General features: G+C 68.3%; 17 protein-coding genes. 6 read left to right on the top strand and 11 right to left on the bottom strand.

Features of this window, described 5'->3' with window-relative positions:
• Nucleotides 1-3 precede the first annotated feature (3 nt).
• The 3 genes from fghA to DWG18_RS13815 form a co-directional block, all read right to left on the bottom strand.
• Nucleotides 4-831 (bottom strand): S-formylglutathione hydrolase, encoded by an 828-nt coding sequence (fghA, locus tag DWG18_RS13805; RefSeq protein ID WP_115647724.1) that lies wholly within the window; start codon nt 829-831, stop codon nt 4-6.
• Nucleotides 831-1,940: an S-(hydroxymethyl)glutathione dehydrogenase/class III alcohol dehydrogenase gene (locus DWG18_RS13810; RefSeq protein WP_115647725.1), complete on the bottom strand. Its 1,110-nt coding sequence runs from the start codon at nt 1,938-1,940 to the stop codon at nt 831-833. The genes fghA and DWG18_RS13810 overlap by 1 nt, the downstream gene beginning before the upstream one ends.
• A 72-nt stretch (nt 1,941-2,012) precedes the next feature.
• Complete coding sequence (locus tag DWG18_RS13815) at nt 2,013-4,124, bottom strand: TonB-dependent receptor (RefSeq protein ID WP_115647726.1); 2,112 nt, start codon at nt 4,122-4,124, stop codon at nt 2,013-2,015.
• A 140-nt stretch (nt 4,125-4,264) separates the two neighbouring features.
• On the opposite strand from DWG18_RS13815, the gene DWG18_RS13820 reads away from it, so the two are divergent.
• Nucleotides 4,265-4,462 (top strand): hypothetical protein, encoded by a 198-nt coding sequence (locus tag DWG18_RS13820; protein ID WP_162823864.1) that lies wholly within the window; start codon nt 4,265-4,267, stop codon nt 4,460-4,462.
• A gap of 20 nt (nt 4,463-4,482) precedes the next feature.
• Here the strand turns inward: DWG18_RS13820 and zapE are convergent, their stop codons facing one another.
• From zapE to DWG18_RS13840, 4 genes are all read right to left on the bottom strand, one after another.
• Nucleotides 4,483-5,574 (bottom strand): cell division protein ZapE, encoded by a 1,092-nt coding sequence (gene zapE / locus DWG18_RS13825; RefSeq protein WP_115647728.1) that lies wholly within the window; start codon nt 5,572-5,574, stop codon nt 4,483-4,485.
• Nucleotides 5,571-6,293 (bottom strand): alpha/beta fold hydrolase, encoded by a 723-nt coding sequence (locus DWG18_RS13830; protein WP_115647729.1) that lies wholly within the window; start codon nt 6,291-6,293, stop codon nt 5,571-5,573. Before DWG18_RS13830 ends, zapE begins: the two co-directional genes overlap by 4 nt.
• A 79-nt stretch (nt 6,294-6,372) precedes the next feature.
• Nucleotides 6,373-6,888 (bottom strand): c-type cytochrome, encoded by a 516-nt coding sequence (locus DWG18_RS13835; protein ID WP_115647730.1) that lies wholly within the window; start codon nt 6,886-6,888, stop codon nt 6,373-6,375.
• Nucleotides 6,889-7,016: 128 nt separating this feature from the next.
• Nucleotides 7,017-7,910 carry a pirin family protein gene (locus tag DWG18_RS13840; RefSeq protein ID WP_115648203.1) on the bottom strand — a complete coding sequence of 298 codons (894 nt, stop codon included), beginning with the start codon at nt 7,908-7,910 and terminating at the stop codon, nt 7,017-7,019.
• 149 nt (nt 7,911-8,059) lie between these two features.
• Here DWG18_RS13840 and DWG18_RS13845 point away from each other — a divergent pair, with 149 nt between their 5' ends.
• The 3 genes from DWG18_RS13845 to DWG18_RS13855 all read left to right on the top strand — a co-directional run bounded on the left by DWG18_RS13845 (nt 8,060) and on the right by DWG18_RS13855 (nt 11,191).
• On the top strand, nt 8,060-8,797 hold the full coding sequence (locus tag DWG18_RS13845; protein ID WP_115647731.1) for an ABC transporter ATP-binding protein: 738 nt from the start codon (nt 8,060-8,062) through the stop codon (nt 8,795-8,797).
• Nucleotides 8,794-10,533, top strand: a complete 1,740-nt coding sequence (locus tag DWG18_RS13850; protein WP_115647732.1) for a putative ABC exporter domain-containing protein — start codon at nt 8,794-8,796, stop codon at nt 10,531-10,533. Before DWG18_RS13845 ends, DWG18_RS13850 begins: the two co-directional genes overlap by 4 nt.
• Before the next feature lie 106 nt (nt 10,534-10,639).
• Nucleotides 10,640-11,191, top strand: coding sequence for a DUF1003 domain-containing protein (locus tag DWG18_RS13855; RefSeq protein ID WP_115647733.1), 552 nt, complete (start codon nt 10,640-10,642; stop codon nt 11,189-11,191).
• A gap of 9 nt (nt 11,192-11,200) precedes the next feature.
• On the opposite strand, the gene DWG18_RS13860 is transcribed toward DWG18_RS13855, so the two are convergent.
• The 4 genes from DWG18_RS13860 to DWG18_RS13875 form a co-directional block, all read right to left on the bottom strand.
• Entirely contained in the window at nt 11,201-12,448 is a 1,248-nt protein-coding gene (locus tag DWG18_RS13860; protein WP_115647734.1) for a hypothetical protein, read from the bottom strand.
• Nucleotides 12,445-14,769, bottom strand: a complete 2,325-nt coding sequence (locus DWG18_RS13865) for an EAL domain-containing protein (protein ID WP_115647735.1) — start codon at nt 14,767-14,769, stop codon at nt 12,445-12,447. Before DWG18_RS13865 ends, DWG18_RS13860 begins: the two co-directional genes overlap by 4 nt.
• Before the next feature lie 4 nt (nt 14,770-14,773).
• Nucleotides 14,774-15,424: a carboxypeptidase regulatory-like domain-containing protein gene (locus tag DWG18_RS13870; RefSeq protein ID WP_162823865.1), complete on the bottom strand. Its 651-nt coding sequence runs from the start codon at nt 15,422-15,424 to the stop codon at nt 14,774-14,776.
• A gap of 393 nt (nt 15,425-15,817) precedes the next feature.
• Entirely contained in the window at nt 15,818-16,222 is a 405-nt protein-coding gene (locus tag DWG18_RS13875; RefSeq protein WP_115647737.1) for a group III truncated hemoglobin, read from the bottom strand.
• A gap of 319 nt (nt 16,223-16,541) precedes the next feature.
• Between DWG18_RS13875 and DWG18_RS13880 the strand changes: the two genes are divergently transcribed.
• Nucleotides 16,542-18,698: a type I secretion system permease/ATPase gene (locus DWG18_RS13880; protein WP_115648204.1), complete on the top strand. Its 2,157-nt coding sequence runs from the start codon at nt 16,542-16,544 to the stop codon at nt 18,696-18,698.
• Nucleotides 18,699-18,702: 4 nt separating this feature from the next.
• Nucleotides 18,703-20,124, top strand: a complete 1,422-nt coding sequence (locus tag DWG18_RS13885; protein ID WP_115647738.1) for an HlyD family type I secretion periplasmic adaptor subunit — start codon at nt 18,703-18,705, stop codon at nt 20,122-20,124.
• Nucleotides 20,125-20,435 lie beyond the last annotated feature (311 nt).

Consider the following 20,435-nt stretch of genomic DNA (forward strand, 5'->3'; position numbering starts at 1 on the left):
TCTTCAGCGCAACGCGGCGGCGTGGTGGGCGATGTGCTCGCCGATGAAGCTCGCAATGAAGTAGTAGCTGTGGTCGTAACCGGGTCGCATGCGCAACTCGAGCGGATGGCCGGCCGCATCGCAGGCCTCGCGCAGCAGCTCCGGTTTCAGTTGCTGCGCGAGGAATTCGTCGGCCTCGCCCTGGTCGACGAGCAGCGGCAGGCGTTCGCGCGCGGTCGCAACAAGTTCGCAGGCATCCCATGCACGCCAGGCGTCGCGATCGTCGCCGAGGTAGGTCGTGAAGGCCTTCTCGCCCCACGGCACGCGTGAAGGCGCCACGATCGGCGAGAACGCCGACACGCTGCGGTAACGCCCGGGATTGCGCAGCGCGATGACCAGCGCACCGTGCCCGCCCATCGAATGCCCGCTGATGCTGCGCGCGTCCGTCGCTGGGAAATTCGCTTCGACCAGCGCCGGCAGCTCACGCACCGCGTAGTCGTGCATGCGGTAGTGCGCATCCCACGGCGCTTCGGTCGCGTCGAGATAGAAGCCCGCGCCGATGCCGAGGTCGTAACCCTCCACATCCGGGATGCCCGGCCCGCGTGGACTCGTATCCGGCGCGACGAGGATCAGGCCGTGCTCGGCCGCGTAGCGCTGCGCGCCGGCCTTGGTGATGAAGTTCTGCTCGGTGCAGGTCAGACCCGAGAGCCAGTACAGCACCGGGCACGCGCGCTGCGATGCCTGCGGCGGCAGGTAGACGCCGATGCGCGTATCGCAGTCGAGCGCATCCGACCGCAGTTGCCACACCTCCTGCGTGCCGTCGAAGCACGCATGCGATTCGACGCGCTGCATCAGAAGTGCACCACGCTGCGGATCGACTCGCCCGCATGCATCAGGTCGAACGCGCGGTTGATGTCGTCCAGCGGCATCGTATGCGTCACGAACGGCGCGAGTTCGATGTCGCCGCGCATCGCGTCCTCGACCATGCCCGGCAGCTGGCTGCGGCCCTTGACGCCACCGAACGCGGTGCCCATCCACTTGCGCCCGGTGACGAGCTGGAACGGCCGCGTGCGGATCTCCTGGCCTGCGCCGGCGACGCCGATGATCACGCTCTGGCCCCAGCCGCGATGCGCGCATTCCAGCGCCGCGCGCATCACCTCGACGTTGCCGATGCATTCGAACGAATGGTCGACGCCCCAGCCGGTCATCTCGACGATCACCTGCTGGATCGGCTTGTCGTGCTCACGCGGATTGACGAAGTCGGTCGCGCCGAACTGCCGCGCCATGTCGAACTTCGACGGGTTCGTGTCGATCGCGATGATGCGGCCCGCCTTCGCCTGCCGCGCGCCCTGCACCACCGCGAGCCCGATACCGCCGAGCCCGAACACCGCGACCGAATCGCCCGGCTGCACCTTGGCCGTGTTGTGGACGGCGCCAATGCCGGTGGTGACGCCGCAGCCGAGCAGGCAAACCTGCTCCGGATTCGCGTCAGGATTCACCTTCGCCAGCGACACCTCGGCCACCACCGTGTACTCGCTGAAGGTGCTGCACCCCATGTAGTGATACAGCGGCTGGCCTTCGTACGAGAAGCGCGACGTGCCGTCCGGCATCACGCCCTTGCCCTGCGTTGCACGCACGGCCACGCAGAGATTCGTCTTGTTCGACTTGCAGAACAGGCACTCGCCGCATTCGGCGGTGTACAGCGGAATCACGTGATCGCCCGGTTTCACCGACGTCACGCCTTCGCCGACCTTGACCACTATGCCCGCGCCTTCATGGCCCAGCACCACCGGGAACAGGCCTTCCGGATCGTCGCCCGACAGCGTGAACGCATCGGTGTGGCAGACGCCGGTGTGCGTGATGCGCACCAGCACTTCGCCTGCGCGCGGCGGCGCGACGTCGATCTCGACGATCTGCAGCGGTTGTCCGGGGGCGAAGGCGACGGCGGCACGGGACTTCATCGAACGACTCCGGGGAGGAAAGACGCGATCGTACAAACCGCGCGCGGCCGATGTGTTGCCCGTGCGTGACGCTCAGTCGCCCCAGCGCCACTCGACACCGAGCGTGAGCGTGCGTCCAGCGCCCGGCTCGAAGTAGCGTCCGTTCGCATCGTTGACGATCACCGAGCCGACATAGTCGCGGTCGAGGAGATTGGCGATGCCGGCGAACACGCGACCGTGGCCGGCGTCGTTGCGCACGCGGTAGCCGATGCTGGCGTCGAGCACCGTGTAACCCTCCGTGCGCACGTCGCCCGCAGTGGTGGCGGTGACACCGCCGATGTGCTGTGGGGTCAACTGCGCCTGCCACCCGGTGTCGCCGCCGTAACGCAGCGCCGCCACGACCTGCGAGCGCGGCACGCCCGGCAGCGGCGTGCCGGCGGGCACCGTCGCGATGGGCGCACGACACCCGGTGCCGGTGCAGGCGGGAAAGTCGGACCGGAATTCGGCGTCGAGCCACGTGCCGGACAGATCGAGCCGCCAGCGTTCGGCCAGTGGAATCGCGAGCGAACCTTCGACGCCGCGACGCCGCGTCGGGCCTGCATTGCGGAACGTGGTGCGGCCGCCGACGCTGGTGTTCACGACGAGCTCGTCGCGGGTGCCGCTGTCGAACAGCGCGAGCTCGCCGCGCACGCCGTGCGTGTCCCACCGTGCACCCAGTTCCGCATTGCGCGTGCGCATCGGCCGCAGTGCGAAGTTCAGGCCGCTGCCGCCGTCGCTGCGGTAGCCGAGCTCGTTGAACGTCGGTGTTTCGAAACCGCGGCCGACCGAGGCGTACATCGACCATGTGCTGGAGCGCCGCCACGTCGCGCCGATCACCGGCGACGTCGCCGAATACGTCACGCGTCCGCTGTCGTCGGGATTGCGGGCGGTGATGTACGCATCGCGCGAGTCGAAGCTCACGCGGCTCGCGCGCACGCCGCCACTCACGCTCCACGTCGGCGTGAGGTCCCACGTCGCCTGCAGGTACGGGTCGACGTTGCGCACGCGATCGCGCTGATCCTGCCGCAACGCACCCCGCACGCCGACCTGCGTGCCGACAAAGTTCTCGTAGCCGCGACGATCCTGGCGCTGCTGTTCCACGTCGAGCCCGAGCACGACCTCGAGCGGGCGCGCGGCGACGTCGCGTCGCCAGGCCATGCGGGCGTCGACGCCGGCGAACGGCGAGTCGAGGTCGATCCAACCGCCGGCGCTCAGCGGGTTCACTTGCGCCGAAGGTGGCGTCGACAGCACCTGTTCGACGTGGCGTTGTCCGCCGTAGCCGAGCACGCGCACGTCGGTCGCGCCAGACGAGCGATCGAATACGGCACCAAGCTGCACCTGGCGCGCACTCTTGCGCGTGTCGAACAGCAGGGCGCTCGGGCTCGCCTGGCGTGGATCGGCCTCGACCTGCGCGCGCGTCAGGCCCTGCGGGTCCTGCGTGTCCGGCGAATCGAAGGCATTGCCGAGCAGCGTGAGTTCGCCGCCGGCGACATCGAACCGCAGCTTCGCGTCGACGCTCTCGCGTCGTGCGCGGCTGTGCTCGCGCCACCCGCCGGTCGCGAAATGCGAGGCGCCGACCGCGTAGTCGACGCCGCCGACCGCGCCGCGCGCGTTCGCGCCGACGCGCCACGTGTCGAAACTTCCGATCGACGCATCGACACCGATGCGATCGGGTTCACCGCCATCCGCCGTCGTGAGCTGCACGACGCCGCCCGCGCCGTTGCCGTACAGCGCGGCGAACGGGCCGCGCAGCACTTCGATGCGCGTGGCGTCGCCGAGCGGGAAGTGCGAGACCTGGCCCTGGCCGTCCGGCATCGTCGCGGGAATGCCGTCGACGTACAGGCGCACGCTGCGGATGCCGAAGCTCGCGCGCGTGCCAAAGCCGCGGATCGAGATCTGTTCGTCCTGCGCCCAGTTCTGGCGTGTGCGCGCGAGCACGCCGGGCACGCCGACGAGCTTCTCGGCGAGCGTCGCGCCGTTACCGCTGGTATCCAGCGCGGCGCCGTCGAGCACGCTCACCGCGGCGGGCGTGCGATCGAGTGCACGCGGCGCGCGCGTGGCGATCACCTGCACGCGGTCGAGCTGCACCGGATCGGCGGCCGAAGGAGCGGACTGCGCCTGCGCCACGCCGACGACGGCGAGCAGGCAACCGGAGAGCGATCGCATAGGGCGCACAGGGTAGTGACCGGCGACACGATTGGCGTGACGAACGGCCGCTGAACGACGCGCGCGATGTCGACGCGCTTTCACGAATGCTTGAAATCGGCGTGCCTAGCGTCGACGACGACCTCCAGGGAGTCGCCACCATGCTTGCCAAGCTCGCCGCCACGCCGCAGTTGTCCAACCCGCGTCCGCTCACCGAACGCATGATTGCGCGCGAAGCCACCGACCTCTACGAGTTCCGTCGCGTGAACTACGCCGACGGCTGGGACGGCGACGACGCCGATCTCGGCTGGGTCGACGAAGAGATCGTCAAACGCCCGCGTCGTCGCGCCGCGCACTGACGTCGCGACCGGAGCACCGCCTAGCCGCGGTGCTCCAGCGCGAGGTATTCGGCCGACTGCATCTCGATGAGCCGTGATGCCGTGCGCTCGAATGCGCCGGCGAGTTTCTGCCCCGAATACAGCTCCGTCGGGCCGCCGTCGGCGGCGCAGACCAGGTTGACGTGCCGGTCGTAGAGCTCGTCGATCAGGTGCACGAATCGGCGCGCGGGATCGGCTCGGGTGTCGTCGAGTTTCGGAATGCCGCCGACGAACACCGTGTGGTGCTCGGTCGCGATCTCGATGTAGTCGCTGGCCGCGCGCGGGCCTTCGCAGAGCGCGGCGAAGTCGAACCAGACATGGCCGTCGCTGCAGCTGCGTACCGGGATTTCGCGGCCTTCGATGTGCAGCGGCGCATGCGGCACCGGTGCGTGCGCGGTGAGCTCCTGCCAGCGCGTCGCCAGCCACGCGTCGGACCCGGCATCGAGCGGCGCGCGGTAGACGGGTGACTTCGTCAGCGCACGCAGGCGGTAGTCGGTGACGCTGTCGAGGTAGAGCACCTTGGTGTTCGCTTCCAGCAGCCGGATCGCGGGCAGGAAGCGGTCGCGTTGCAGTCCGTCCTTGTAGAGGTTCTTCGGCGCGGTGTTCGAGCTCGTCACCAGCGCGACGCCTTCGGCGAACAGGCGCTCGAGCAGGCGGCCGAGCAGCATCGCGTCGCCGATGTCGTTGACGAAGAACTCGTCGAGCACCAGCACGCGCAGGGTCTCGCGCCACTCCTTCGCGATGATCGCCAGCGGGTCGCTCGCACCGGCATGCGTACGCAACGCCTCGTGGATCTCCCGCATGAAGCGATGGAAGTGCGTGCGCTGCTTCTCCGGGAACGGCAGCGATTCGTAGAACAGGTCGATCAGGAAGGTCTTGCCGCGCCCGACGCCGCCCCAGAGATACAGACCCTGCGGCGCGGGGGGGCGCTTGCCCGACAGGCGATCGAACAGACCCAGCTTCGGCGGATCGAGCAGCGCGGCCTGCAGACGGTCGAGTTCGGCGAGTGCGGGGCGCTGGGCCGGATCGGCCTGCCAGTCGCCACGCGCCACGCCTTCGTCGTAGAGCCGGGACGGCGTGCGGACGCCGCTCATGCCGCGCCGGCGCCCGGCGCCGCGTCGGACGAGGTTGCTTCGTGCAGCACCGCATGCACGCCGTCCTTCATCGCCTGCCGTAGCTCCATCAGCTTGCCGTGGAAGAAGTGGCTGGCACCCGGGATGCGGAAGACCGTCGGCGGCGCGCGCATCTCGGACAGGCGATCGAGCCAGTCGTAGACGCGCTGCGGCTCGACGATCTCGTCCGCATCGCCCTGGATGACGAACCACGGGCCGGTGTACAGGCCCATGTTGTCGAAATCCCAGGCGCGGCCGGCGGGCGGGGCGATCGAGAACAGCAGGTCGGGCTGCAGCTCGTCGGCCATGCGCAGCGAGACGAACGCGCCGAAGCTGAAACCGCCGAGCCAGAGCGACGCGCCCGGCTTTTCGCGACGCACCCAGTCGACCACCGCGCGCAGGTCCTCGGACTCGCCGATGCCGTTGTCGAAGGTGCCCGCGCTCTTGCCGACGCCACGGAAGTTGAAGCGCACCGTCGTCGCACCGAGCTCGCGCAGCGCGCGCGCGGCCATGGTCACGACCTTGTTGGTCAGGCTGCCGCCTTCGGTGGACAGCGGATGGCAGACGATCGCGACGACGTCGCGCGCGGCGACGTCCGCATCGGGCGTATCGACGACGGCTTCGATCGGGCCGGCCGGGCCGTCGAGGGTGACGGCTTCGACACCGGCCGGCGGCGGACTGGGGAATGCGGGATTCGACATGCGCGGCAGCGTACGCGGCGGGGCGTGGAAACGACGACGCCGCCCGGAGGCGGCGTCGTGGCGCTCGGTGTGCAGGGCCTTACTTGAGGTTGGCCAGCATCCAGTCGACCGTGGCCATGACCTGCTCGTCGGTCAGCGCCGGGTTGCCGCCCTTGGCCGGCATCACGCCCGCCGCGCCCTGGAAGCCTTCGATCGCGTGCTTGTGCAGCGTGTCCTTGCCCTTGGCGAGGCGCGCATCCCAGTGCGAGTGGTCCAGCGTCGGCGCGCCGCCGGCGCCCGAGCCGTGGCAGCCCGAGCACAGGTTGCCGAAGATGACCGAGCCGTCCTTGGTACCGCCGTAGGCGACCTGCGAAGCGGCCGCGGCTGCGGCGGCCGCAGCCGCGGCGGCCTGCTGCGCGGCGCCGGTCTGGCCGGCATAGACCGCGCCGGTCGGCGCGATGCGGTCCTCGGTGAGGCGCTTGACCGCCGGATCCTGGTCGTGCGGCAGCGTGCCGTTGATGTACATCGCCGCGAGGATGAGGCTCAGCATGATCAGCACGAGGAAGCCGATCACCATCGAAAACTTCTTGAGGAACACCAGGTCGTAATTGCGCACGATCCACCTTGGGCGCGCTTGCGGGCGCGCGGGGCCGAAATTGGGTCGGAGCGGTGGACGTCGCGGGGCGCCGCCACCAGGCGCGGCAGTTTATCACCGGCCCCGTGGCGGCGGACCTGCACGGTGCCTCAGGACATGGGATTCGCCGGCGGCGGCGGGTCCGGCGGCAGCGGGATGAACTCGCCGTGGTCCAGATCCGGCAACTTCATGCGCCCGGCGCGCCAGTCGGCCTTGGCCTCCTCGATGCGGTCCTTGCGCGAGGACACGAAGTTCCATTCGATGAAGCGCGGCCCCACCGCCTCGCCGCCCAGTGCCATCACCGTGGCCGGCCCGCGCGCAACGACCTCGGCGCTGCGGCCCGGCGTCAGCACCGCCATCTGGCCGACGCCGAAGCGCTGGCCGTCGATCTCCGCCGCGCCGCGGGCGACGTAGAACGCGCGTTCGGGATGATCCGGCGGCAGCACGAAACGTGCGCCGTCTTCGAGGTCGAGGTGCAGGTAGAACAGCGGCGACGACCCCGGCACCGGTGCGATCAGGCCCAGCGCAGTGCCGGCGATCAGTCGCCCGCGCACGCCGGCCTCGTCGAACGCCGGCAGTTGCGCCGCGTCGACGTGCACGAAACCCGGATCGGTTTCCTCCAGATGGTCCGGCAGCGCGACCCACGCCTGCAGCCCGTCCAGCCGGTCGCCCTGCGCGCGCGCCTTCTCGAAGCGCTCCGAATGCGTGATGCCGCGGCCGGCCGTCATCCAGTTCACCTCGCCCGGGCGGATCGCCTGCTCGGAGCCGACGCTGTCGCGATGCATGATCTCGCCATCGAGCAGGTAGGTGACCGTCGACAGGCCGATGTGCGGATGCGGCCGCACGTCGACCGTGCGCGGGATGCCGGGCGGAAAGTCGGCCGGGCCCATGTGGTCGAAGAAGATGAAGGGCCCGACCATGCGATGCAGCGGCGCAGGCAGCACGCGGCCGACCTCGAAGCCGCCGAGATCGCGACGGCGGGCGGGAATGACGAGCTGGATCATGGACGCGGCTCCGGTGCGGACGTCGTCGTTATAGGCGCGATGCGCCGCGGCCGCGAGGTCGATGGATGGAACGGGCCGGTGCGGCATTACGACCGGCGGTTGCGCCGGCGGCGGTGCGCTCCACAATCGGCGCATCGAAGGGGAGCGGCATGATCGAAGTCGAAAGCCTCACCAAGCGCTACGGCGAGTTCACCGCCGTGGACCGGTTGTCCTTTGCGGTGCGGCCCGGTGAGGTCATGGGCCTGGTGGGCCCGAACGGCGCGGGCAAGACGACGACGCTGCGCTGCGTCGCCGGCATCATCCCGGCGTCGCTGGGCACGATCCGCCTCGGCGGGGTCGACCTCGCGAGCGATCCGGTCGGCGCGAAGCGCACGATGGCGTTCATTCCGGACGAGCCGCGCCTGTTCGACTACCTCACCGTCGCGCAGCACCTCGCCTTCATCGCACGGCTCTACGGCGTCGGCGACTACAAGGCGCGTGGCGACCAGCTGCTCGCGGATCTCGAGATGTCGGACAAGCAGGATCTGCTGCCGGCCGAACTCTCGCGCGGCATGAAGCAGAAGCTCGCGATCGCCTGCGGCCTGCTGCACGGCCCGAAGGCGGTGATCTTCGACGAACCGCTGACCGGCCTCGATCCGCGTGGCATGCGGCGCATGAAGGACATGATGCGCAGCCTCGCGGCGCAGGGCGCGTCGATCATCCTGAGCTCGCACCTGCTCGGGCTCGTCGAGGAAGTCTGCACGCACCTGCTCATCCTCAAGGACGGCCAGGCGATGGCGAACGGCCCGGTCGCCGACATCCGCGCGAAGTTCGCCGGTGACGGCGCGACGCTGGAGGACGTGTTCTTCCTCGCCACCGAAGACGCACCGGGCGCGACGCCCGGATGAATACCGTCGTTGGCGCATTGGCGTACATGCAGACGCTGTCGCTGGCCAATCGCGTCCGCCAGCGCGTGCGCCGGCTCAAGCAGCCGAAGTACCTGATCGGTGCGATCGCGGGTGCGGCGTATCTGTATGCGTTCGTGTTCCGCCACATGCTCGGTCCGCACAGCAACGACGTGCGCTTCATGATGCTGCCGCCCGGCATGGGCGAGGTGATCGCATCGCTCGCGGCCGTGGGCGTGCTGCTGTTCATGCTGTCGGCCTGGATCTTTCCGAGCGATCGCGCGGCGCTGCGTTTCAGCGAAGCCGAGGCCGCCTTCCTGTTTCCCGCGCCGATCTCGCGCACGGGGCTGATCCACTTCAGCGTCATCCGTTCGCAGCTGCTGCTTTTCGTCTCGGTGTTCCTGCTCTCGCTGCTGCTGCAGCGCGGGCGCGCGATGGGAATCAACCCGTTCCAGTACGCGACCGCGCTCTGGCTGATCGTCGCGACCACGCGCCTGCATTTCCTCGGTGCGTCCTTCACGCGCGAACGCTTGCTTGATCTGGGCGTGCGCCCCATCTGGCGACGCCTGGTCGCGATCCTCGTGCTCGTCGCGATCGCTGCGCTGTGCATCGTCTGGGCACGCGACCACGCGCCGCTACCCGCCAATCTCGAAGGCCCGCGCGAAGTCACCGCCTATGTCGCGTCGGTGCTCGATGCCGGCCCGATGCACTGGCTGTTGATGCCATTCCGCGCGCTCACCGCGCCGATGATCGCGACGTCTACTGCCGCGTTCCTGCGCGCGCTGCCGTGGGCGCTGCTGATGTTCGTGCTGCACTACATCTGGGTCGTGCGTTCGCAGGTGTCGTTCGAGGAAGCGAGCATCGACCTTGCGCGACGCCGCGCCGAATCCGCCGCGGCGAATCGCGACGGCCGCACTCGCCTGCGCGCGGCGCCGACGCGTGCGCGCAAGGCGCCGTTCAACCTCGCACCGCGCGGGTTCGCACCGATCGCGTTCCTCTGGAAAGGCCTGATCGCCGCCGGTCCGTTCTGGCGTGCGCGCACGCTGCTGGTCGCGGTCGTGCTGCTGCTGGCCGCCACCCAATGGCTGGGCGCGCATCCGATCGGTGCCGCGTTCCTGAAAGTGATCGGCGTGGTGAGTCTCGCGGTCGCCGGCTGGAGCACGGTGGTGGGCCCGATGCTCGTGCAGGGCAGCCTGCGCACCACGCTTGATCATCTCGACGTGCTGCGCGCGACGCCACTGCGCGGCTGGCAGATCGCGCTCGGCCAGCTGCTCGCGCCGATCGCGATGCTGGTGCCGGTGCAATGGTTGATGCTGCTCACCGCCGAGCGCGCGTTCTCGAACCTCGCATGGCTGACGCCGGGCCTCGTCGCCGCATTCGCATTGGCTGCGATCGTGCTCGCGCCGGTGGTGTGCGCCGTGATGCTGTGCGTGCCCTTCGCCGGCATGCTGGTGTTCCCGGGCTGGAGTCCCGGCGGACGCGGTGGCGGCGTCGAAGTGATGGGCCAGCGCATGATTTTCGGTGGCGTGTACCTGGTCACGCTCGCGATCGCGCTGGTGCCGGCGACGATCGTCGCCGGCGCCCTGCTCTGGGGAATCAAATTGATTGGCGGCTGGGCGCCCGGGATCGCGGTGGCATCGATCGCGGCGGCAGCGGTCCTCGGTGGCGAGGCGATGCTGCTGGTGCGCTGGCTCGGCGGGCGCATCGAACGCTTCGACGTGTCGACCGAGCTGCGCTGAGCGCAGCGTCGAGGCGTCCCGTCGCGCACATCGCCGCGCGTCGCCCACCGGCGCGCGCGATGTCGACGCCCGCTACAGTCGGCACAACGCCCGACGGAGCCGCGTCATGTCCATGGCCCACCACGACACCGCCGCGCGCCGCTGGTTCGGGCGGGCGTATGCCGAGCTGCACGAGGGCGAGCAGCGCGTGATTCAGCGCGCGGTGGAGCGACGCCTGCTCAGCACCGACACGAATGCCGCGTTCGCCGGCAAGCTCACCTTTGGTGAACGGCTCGCCGACCGCGTCGCGCAGTTCGGCGGCTCGTGGACCTTCATCATCCTGTTCGCGCTGGTGCTCGTGGCGTGGGTGCTGGTCAACGCCCGCCTGCTCGCGAATCCGTTCGACCCCTACCCTTTCATCTTCCTCAACCTGATGCTGTCGATGCTCGCCGCGGTGCAGGCGCCGATCATCATGATGAGCCAGAACCGGCAGGCGTCGAAGGATCGCCTCGATGCCGCGCACGACTACGAGGTCAACCTCAAGGCGGAAATGGAGATCATGGCGCTGCACGAGAAGCTCGACGCCATGCGCGATGCGCAGCTCGCCGATCTGCTGCGGCGTCAGGAAGAACAGCTGACGATGATCCGCACGATCGTCGAGCGGCTCGACGCGCGCTGAAGCGAACGCTCAGAACAACAGGCGCACGTTCGCCTGCACCTGCAGTTCGCCCTGGCGCGGGTCGACGCCGTCGCGGCGGCGCTGGTTGCGGGTGCTATCGATCTGCAGCACTTCACCGGTCACGCGCCAGCGATCGTCCGGTCGCCAGTTGAGTGCGAGCGTGAACGCGTGGCCGTGCTCGTCCATCGCGAACATGCCGCCACCGGGCGTCTGCTTCGCCTGGAACAGATCGATGCGCGCGGCAGGCCGCCATGCGCCAACGTCGTACGCGGCAAGCAGATAACCGGCGGCGAAGCGCGTATCGACCTGCAGGTCCGGCACCGGCTCGATGATGGTGCTGCCGCGCATGGCCTGCGCGATCACCAGCGTGTCGCCAAAGCGATGCTGCCCGCCGACGCTGGTGAAGCGGGTGCGCCAGCCGTACAGCTCACGCCCGGCGTAGTCGACCTCGCGCGCCGGGTCGGTGCGGTTGTCGTAGACGATCGCGGTGAGGCGATCCTGCGCGGGTGTCTGCCAGTCGATCGCTGCATAACCGCCGATGCGGTGATCGATCTCGAGATAGGGCCGGAAGCGCACCGGGACGGTGCCGCCGAACAACGCCACCACGGAATCCGGCTCGCGCAGGCTGCCGTCGAGGCCCGACACGATGTCGTGCATCGCCCAGCCACGCGTCGCCAGCAGCTCGCCGGCCGGATCGTTCTTCTGGAACAGCGCGAGGCTCGCGCTCAACGTACCGCGTACACCGCGGTGTTCGACGCGGCCTTCCACGCCGAGCGTGCGCAGCTCTTCGCCCACCCAGGTGTTCAGCGCGGACGGCGTGATCGTGTATGGACTGGTCCAGCCGATCGCATCGTTCTCCAGTGAGATCGGTGGGAAGAACATGCCGGCCTTAACCGAGCCGCGCCACGCACTCGTCGAGACCGGGCGCCAGCGCACCCAGGCATCGAGGACATCGAGCGGCTTGCGCGACTCCGGTGCGTAACGCACCTCGGCGGAAGCGAGCAGTGCGGGCGTGATCTGCCAGTCGGCGAGCAGCGCGCCGTGCACGTCGAAGTGCCCGTCGCCCGCGCCAAGACGTCCCTTGCCGAGGCCGCCGTCGAATCCGCTCGCGCTGTCGGCCGTCGTCGTGCCGACGCGTCCATCGATCGCGCCCTGGACATGGAACGACTGCGCAGCAACAGGCGTGCACGTGATGCACAGCGTCGCGGCGACCGACAGCGCGCGGGGACGAAGGCGACGGAGTGCGCGCAACGTCACGACGACACCTCGCGCGCGGCGACGAACGCATCGAACGCCGACACCGCCATCGGTCGCGCGATCAGGAAGCCCTGCGCGTGGTCGCAGCCGATGCCGGCGAGATAGTCGAGCGCGGCCGGATCCTCCACGCCCTCGGCGGTGACGTGATAGCCGAGCGCGTGGGCGAGCTCGACGATCGACTTCACGATCATGCGGTCCTCGCGCGAGTGCGCCAGTGGCGCGACGAACGCGCGGTCGATCTTGAGCTCGCGCACGGGCAGGCGGCGCAGGTAGGCGAACGAGGACTGGCCGACGCCGAAGTCGTCGATCGACAACGCGATGCCCTGGTCGGCGAGGCGGTGCAGCACCGGCAACGCGGCTTCGGGATCGCGCATCAGCGCGCTCTCGGTGATTTCGAGGACGACGCGATCGGCGGCAAGGTGGTGCGTGGCCAGCAACGTCGCGATGCGACGCGGCAATTCAGCATCCTCGAGGTCGCGCGCCGACACATTGAGCGCGACGCGCACCGCACGCCCCGCGCTCTGCCAGCGGCTGGCCTGCGCGATGCCCGCATCGAGCACCCAGCGCGTCAGGCGGCGGATGTTGCCGGTTTCCTCGGCGAGGCCGACGAAGACATCCGGTGCCAGCGGCCCGCGCTCGGGATGCGACCAGCGCACCAGGCCCTCGGCGCCATCGATGCGTCCACTGGCGAGATGCAGCTTGGGCTGGAAATGCAGCGCGAGCGCGTCACCACCGAGCGCGCGTTGCAGGTCGCCCATCAGCGAAAGACGTTCGGGACGATGCGGATCCGTCGCGGCGTCGTAGATCGCGACCGGCTCGTCGGCGCCGAGTGCGGCGATCAGCGCGACATCGGCGCGACGCAGCAGCGTCGCCGCATCGCGCCCGTGCAGCGGCGACAGCGCGATGCCCACGGCCGGCGCGAGGTCGAGCCGCAACTCCGCTTCGCGATACGGGTCGGACAGCACGTCGATCAGGCGAAGCGCGCAGTTGTGTGCGTCGCGTGGCGAGGTGTTGGGGAGAAACACCGCGAACTGACTGTCGGTGACACGCGCGATGAGCGCGGCACCCGCGGGACCGCTCAAGCGCTGCCCGACTTCGTGCATCAGGCGATCGCCGACGCCATGACCGAGCGTCTTCACGATCGCCGGTGCACGTTCGAGGCCGACCATCAGCAGTGCCGCGTCGCCGTCGACGTCGTCGAGCGCGCGTTGGATCGAGGCTTCCGCCGCGCTGCGGTTCGCCAGGCCGGTGACCGGGTCGTGCGTCGCCTGGTGGACGATGTGCGCTTCGCGTTCGCGGATCGCCTGCGTCATCGAATCGAACGCGGCGGCGAGCGCACCGATCTCGTCGTCGCGTGCGGGTGCATCGACGGGCGCGTAGTCGCCGGCTTCGATGCGGCGTGCCGAGGCGGCAAGACGCTCGACCGGGCGCGACACGCCCCGCGCGATCAGCCATGCACCGATCAGGCCGACGACGAGGCCGAAGCCGAGCAGGCCGGCCCAGGCGATCGCGACCGCGCGGTACGGCTGCAGCGCGGCGTCGACCGAATAGCCGAGCACGGCCGCCACCGCCGGGCTGCTGCGCGAATGATCGAGCGGCACCGCCTGCACCACGTATTCGCGGCCATCGAGCGTGGCGAGTTCGGGCGAACGGGGCAGCGTGTCGCCACGAGCGGCGATCGCCGGTGTCAGCGCGCTGTTGCCGGTGCCGCGCGCGATCGCATGCCAGCGTCCACCTTCGCGCGCGGCGAGTTCGACTTCCTTGGGCAGCGCCGACTGCGCCTGCAGCTTCGCGAGCAGCGCGTCGTCGACCGGGATGGCGGCTGCGATGTAGCCGACCAGATCCGGCGCGAACACCGGCACGACCACCATCCAGTTCGCACGTCCGTTCGCCGCGACCACCGCCGCCGCCGGCTGCTGCGGCGCGCGCGCGACGAGGTCGGCATACGGGAACGCGGCACCTTCTGCGAAGCGCCCCGCGGTGTCGGCTTCGACGCGGCCGTCGAGGCCGACCAGCAGCATCTGCGTCGCACCGACGCGGCGTCCGTGATTGCGCAGTGCCGACAGCACCGTGTCGCGATCGCGTTGTGCGATCGCCGATCGCAGCGCGAAGTCGAGCGACAGCACCTGCACGCTGGACGCGACGCGCGCGGACAGATCGTCGAGCTGGCGTGCGAATGCGCCCGAGGCGACGTCGAGCTGGCGGCGGCCTTCGTCGATCAACGCACGCCGCGTCACGCCGTAGACGAGCCCGGCCGTGAGCGCCTGCACCACGATCAGGATCGCGACGAGGAACAGCGCCAGGCGCGAGCGGAACGTCATCGCATCAGTACCGGGTGCGCTCGCGGTCGAACTGGAAGCGCAGGTCCGGCAGCAGCGTCAGTGCGAACGGCACGCGACGGCGATCGTCGGCCGCGAGTACCACGCCGTTCTGCACGAGGTCCGGCTTCGCGGGCGGCAGGCGCGGGTGCCAGACGCGGATGTCATAGGCACCCGCGGGAAGATCGTTGAACACGACGTGGCCGCCTGCGTCGGCATGCGCGCTCCACGGGGCGTCGGTGACGTAGAGGTAGGCGATCATGCCGTCGTGGATGTTGCAGCCGATCGCGACGACCCCCGTGCGCGGCAGTTTCATCGCCGGCGCGCTGTCGTGCGGCGCGATCACGTATTCGAACTGCTTCACCGGCGAGAACGAATAAACATGATGGCGCGTGGTGTCGCTGTTGCGGAACACCACCGCATCGCCCGGGTGCGCAAGCTCCACGTAGGGCTGGAACATCAGATCCTTCTGATCGATCGAATGCGTCGTCGCCGCGCCGGCTTTCGCACCGCTGCCGTCGCGACGCAGCAGCGTCACGACCGCATCGGGCACGGGTTTGCCCTGGCGATCGGTGATATCGACCGTGAGCTGGGCCGCCGCGGCGTGGCCGCCGGCGAGCATCGCCCCAAGCACGATCAGTGCTGCCCCTGCCCGCATGCCGTCCCCTCGAATTGCCGCCGGACTGCAGTCCGAACCCAGCCTACACCGGCCGCGGTGCGCGGCAACGGTACTCCATCAGACGTTGTCGACCGGCGGCGCGGAAGCTTGAGCGGGGAACGATGTGCACTTCAGTCCGCGAGCGGGGCGTCGTTGCACGCGGGCGCGTCGTCGCGACCCGTGTTTTGATGGGCGAGCGGTCGACGTCCAAGCGCGTGCACGCACACGCTCGCGGTACCCGTCGCGCAGGCGGACGATGCCGCCGCGCTCGCTGGTATCGCGCGTGCGTCGCGTTGCGCAGGCTTCGGGCAAACGACGGATTGCACGCGGCACGAGCCGATGCCATGCGCGAGCGATGCACGCGTCGACCGCACCTCGCACCGACGAGGTCGCTCAGGGCGCACCGCCTACGATGGGCAGCCCGAGCGGACGCCGCGTGCCATCGATGCCGAGCCCGTACATCAGCGAACGCGCGATGCGCTCCGCATGCTCGACGAAGCGCTCGGCCTGGCCCGGCGTCAGTTCCGCGCGCGCGGTGGCGGCCCATAACGCCAGCCAGTCTGCGAAGTGCGCGGCCGCGATCGGATGCGGCCGATGCACGGCCATCGGCCGCCCCCGATAACGCCCGGTCTTGAGCTCGATCGACGACCAGAAGTCCACCAGCGTCGCCTTGTGCGCCGGCCAGTCATCGACCGCGCGCGCGAACACCGGCCCCAGCGTCGGATGCGCCTGCACGCGGTCGTAGAAGCGGTCGACGAGCCGGGCGATGTCGGCTTCGGTGAGGGGCGTGTCGGTCATGCGCCCAGTGTTGCGCGCGGGGGCTGCATCGCGCCTTGACGGTGGGTCAAGTGGAGCGCGAGGCGCACACGGCATCGCGATGGGCGTCGGGGAACAGACGGACGACTTCTATCCGCGGGCAACAAGACCATCCGCAAGCGGGCTGCGATCGAAACCTTCAAGTTAAAGGCGTTGCGACGTCCGATGGCCTCGGGAGTCGCACATCCTCTCTACGGAGTTCGACGGGGCATGCATCGCATTCAGCAACCCTCGGGACGGGGCTGATATAGTCTTGTGACGTCGGACACACCCGAAGTGTGCCGGCATAGGGGGAATGTTAATGATTACGGACGCGGGATCGCTGGCGGCGATCCGGCCGGAGGCTGTGCAGCCTCCTCAGGATTTGGCGCTGGTCGGCCTCGTTACGCTCGCCCAGTTCCACGGCATCGCGGCGGACGCCGCACAACTGTCGCATCAGTTTGGCCGGTGCGATGGAGACGACGGCGGGGTAGCGCTGCTGCTTGTCGCGAAGTCGCTTGGACTGAAAGCAAAGCTGATCCGCCAGCCTGCGCATCGCTTGGCGATGGCCGCGTTGCCCGCCCTCGCGTGGGATGTCGACGGCAGCCCCTTTGTCGTCGCGCGCGTCGCTGAGGACGGGGTTCTGATCCATGACCTCGCGGAACGACGCCCGCGGCAGCTGTCGCGCAGCGACTTCGAGGACCGCTATGGCGGCCGCCTGCTGCAGCTCGCTTCCCGCGCGTCAGTGCTCGGCGATCTGGCGAAGTTCGACTTCACCTGGTTCATTCCGGCCGTCGTGAAATACCGCAAGTTGCTGATCGAAGTGCTGGTGGCCTCGCTCTTCATCCAGCTGCTCGCCTTAGTGACACCGCTGTTCTACCAGGTCGTCATGGACAAGGTGCTGGTGCACCAGGCGTGGACGACCCTGCACGTCATTACCTTCGGTCTGGTGTCGATCGCGATCTTTGATGTGGTGCTGACCGGCCTGCGCACCTTCATCTTTTCGCACACCACCAGCAAGATCGATGTCGAGCTCGGCGCGCGGTTATTTCGACACGTGCTGTCATTGCCCCTCAGCTATTTCGAGTCACGGCGCGTGGGCGACACGATCGCTCGCGTGCGCGAGCTGGAGAACATCCGCAGCTTCCTGACCGGACAAGCGCTGACGTCGGTCCTCGACCTGGTCTTCACCGTCGTCTTCCTCGCGGTGATGTTCAGCTACAGCGTATGGCTGACGTTGATCGTGTTGCTCTCGCTGCCGATCTACGCCGCGATTTCGGCGGGTATCACGCCGGTGCTTCGCAAGCGGCTGGATGAGAAATTCAAGCGCAACGCGGACAACCAGTCCTTTCTCGTCGAAACCGTCAGCGGAATCGGCACCGTCAAAGCGATGGCGGTGGACCCGCGCGTGACGCGCACGTGGGACAACCAGCTTGCGGGTTACGTCGCGGCGAGCTTTCGGGTGACCCGACTCGCCATGCTTGGGCAGCAGGGGATCCAGCTCGTACAGAAGCTGGTGAGCATCGCGCTGTTGTTCTTCGGCGCGCAGCTTGTCATTTCCGGCAAGCTCTCGCTTGGCCAGCTCATCGCGTTCAACATGCTATCGGCGCAGGTCGCCATGCCGATCCTGCGGCTCGCGCAACTCTGGCAAGACTTCCAGCAGGTCGGAATCTCCGTCCAGCGGCTGGGTGACATCCTCAATACGCGCACGGAGTTGCCCGGTAGTCGCCTCGCGCTTCCGCCGATCCAAGGTCGCATCACGTTCGAGAGCGTGGCGTTCCGCTACCGCCCGGATGGCAAGCAGATCCTCGACGGCGTCGATCTGGATATCAAGGCGGGCGAAATCATCGGCATCGTCGGGCGCTCGGGCTCGGGGAAGAGCACGCTGACCAAGCTCGTGCAGCGGCTCTACACCCCGGAGCGCGGCCGCGTTCTGGTCGATGGCCAAGATCTCTCGCTTGCCGACCCGGCGTGGCTGCGGCGCCAGCTGGGTGTCGTGCTGCAGGAAAACTTCCTGTTCAACCGTAGCGTGCGCGAAAACATCGCCATGGCCGACCCGGGCATGCCGCTCGAGCGTGTCATCGCCGCCGCGCAGCTCGCCGGCGCACACGACTTCATCGTCGAGCTGCCCGAAGGCTATGACACGGTGGTCGGCGAACACGGCACCGGCCTGTCGGGCGGACAGAGGCAGCGCATCGCCATTGCACGGGCGCTGATCACCAATCCCCGCATCCTCATTCTCGACGAAGCCACGAGCGCGCTCGACTACGAGTCAGAGCACGCGGTAATGAGCAACATGCGTGACATCTGCAAGGGACGCACGGTGCTGATCATTGCCCACCGGCTTTCGACGGTGCGCGGAGCCAACCGCATCGTGGTGTTCGAGAAGGGCCAGATCATCGAGAGCGGAAGCCACGCAGAGCTCGTCGATCGGCCGGGCGGCGCGTACGCAAACCTGTATCGCCTCCAGCAGGGATAAGAACATGAAGCACCTGATCGACGCCGGGCGCGATTTCGCGGACCGGTACGCACGCGTGTTCAAGGCGGCGTGGAGCGCTCGCGGCGAACTGGAGTCGCCATCGCGCACCGCCGACGAGCTGGCATTTCTTCCGGCACATCTCGAGCTGGTCGAGACGCCGACATCGCCGCTGCCACGATGGACGTTGCGCATCCTGATGGCGCTGATCGCAGTGGCGATCGCTTGGGCCTGCATTGGCGAGCTCGACATCGTCGCCGTCGCGCCCGGCAAGGTCGTCGTCGGTTCGCGGAGCAAGGTCATCCAATCCGCCGAAACCGCGGTGGTCACGCGCATCCATGTACAGGACGGCCAGGCTGTCAGGAAAGGCCAGTTGCTGATCGAGCTCGATCGCAGCGCGACGGGTGCCGACTACGCCAAAGCGGACGAAGCACTGATTGCAGCAAAGCTGGCGGAGTTGCGCTTGCAGGCGCTTGCCGATGCGCTGGCGAGCGGCAAGCCCCCCAGCCTCGGATCCGCTCAGGGTCTACCGGCGCTTCGCTATACGAACGAGCAGGCACTCGCGCGCAGCCAGTTCGACGCATTCAATGCGCGACGCGACAGCCTGATCGCGGCGATCAATCAGCGGCGCGCGGAACTCGCCACGGCGCAAGGGCTCGTCGAACCGCTTGCCGAAACCGCGCGCATCGCGGAAACGCGTTCCGCCGACTACGCGAAACTCGTCGAAGACAAGTACGTCACTCGCCACGACTACCTCGCCCGCGAGCAGGAACGCATTGCGGCCGAGCGCGACCTGGCCGCGCAAAAGAGTCGGCTCGCCGAGATCCGCTCAACGTTGAGCGAAGCGCAGGAACAGCTGCGCGTGCTGATCACGGACACGCGTCAGCACACGCTGGATCAGCTTCGCGTAGCACGCGAACAGGTCGGCCAGTTCGAGCCCGAACTCGCGAAGGCCGACAGTCGCAACCGATTGATGCAGCTGCGTGCGCCGACCGATGGAACCGTGCAGCAGCTTGCTATCCACACACAGGGCGGCGTCGTGACGCCCGCCCAGCCATTGCTGGTGCTCGTGCCGAAGTCCGATGCACTCGAAGTCGAAGCTACAGTGCTGAACAAGGACATCGGCTTCGTGCGCGCAGGCCAGCCTGTCACGGTGAAGATCGACAGCTTCCCCTATACGCGGTACGGCTATCTGCGTGGCGTTGTCGAAAGCGTCTCGCACGACGCGGCGCAAGACGAGAAGTTGGGATTGGTATTTCCCGCGCGAATTCGTCTGCAAACGGCCACGCTCGACGTTGATGGTGCAGTTCTCCGAGTAACCCCAGGCATGAGCTTGAGCACTGAGATCAAAACCGGCAAGCAGCGCTTGGCTGCCTACTTGCTAGGGGCGCTGCGTAAGCAAACGGGCGAAGCGTTGCGTGAGCGCTGACTGGGTCGGCTCGTGCGGGGTTCTTGCCTCGAAAGAATTGATCGGCGATCGAATTCGTAACTGCCCGCGTTAGTCCCCACGCTAAGGCGCCATAGGAAATTCAAATCATGCTTTTCGCCTGGTCCGCAACGTACATCGTGATCTCCGGCATATCGGGGATCATTTGCCGTCTCTACATCGCGTCGTTCAGCCGGGCCGTGGACACGGTAGACCACGCGTCCACTGCGAGAAGAATCTTCTGGCGATACCAGGTGTTCTCTGCCTGTCTGCTCGGCTCGTTCTTTGTGTCGCCCGTCTTTCTCTATTTCGTT

The organism is Lysobacter sp. TY2-98 (assembly GCF_003367355.1).
GTDB lineage: Bacteria > Pseudomonadota > Gammaproteobacteria > Xanthomonadales > Xanthomonadaceae > Cognatilysobacter.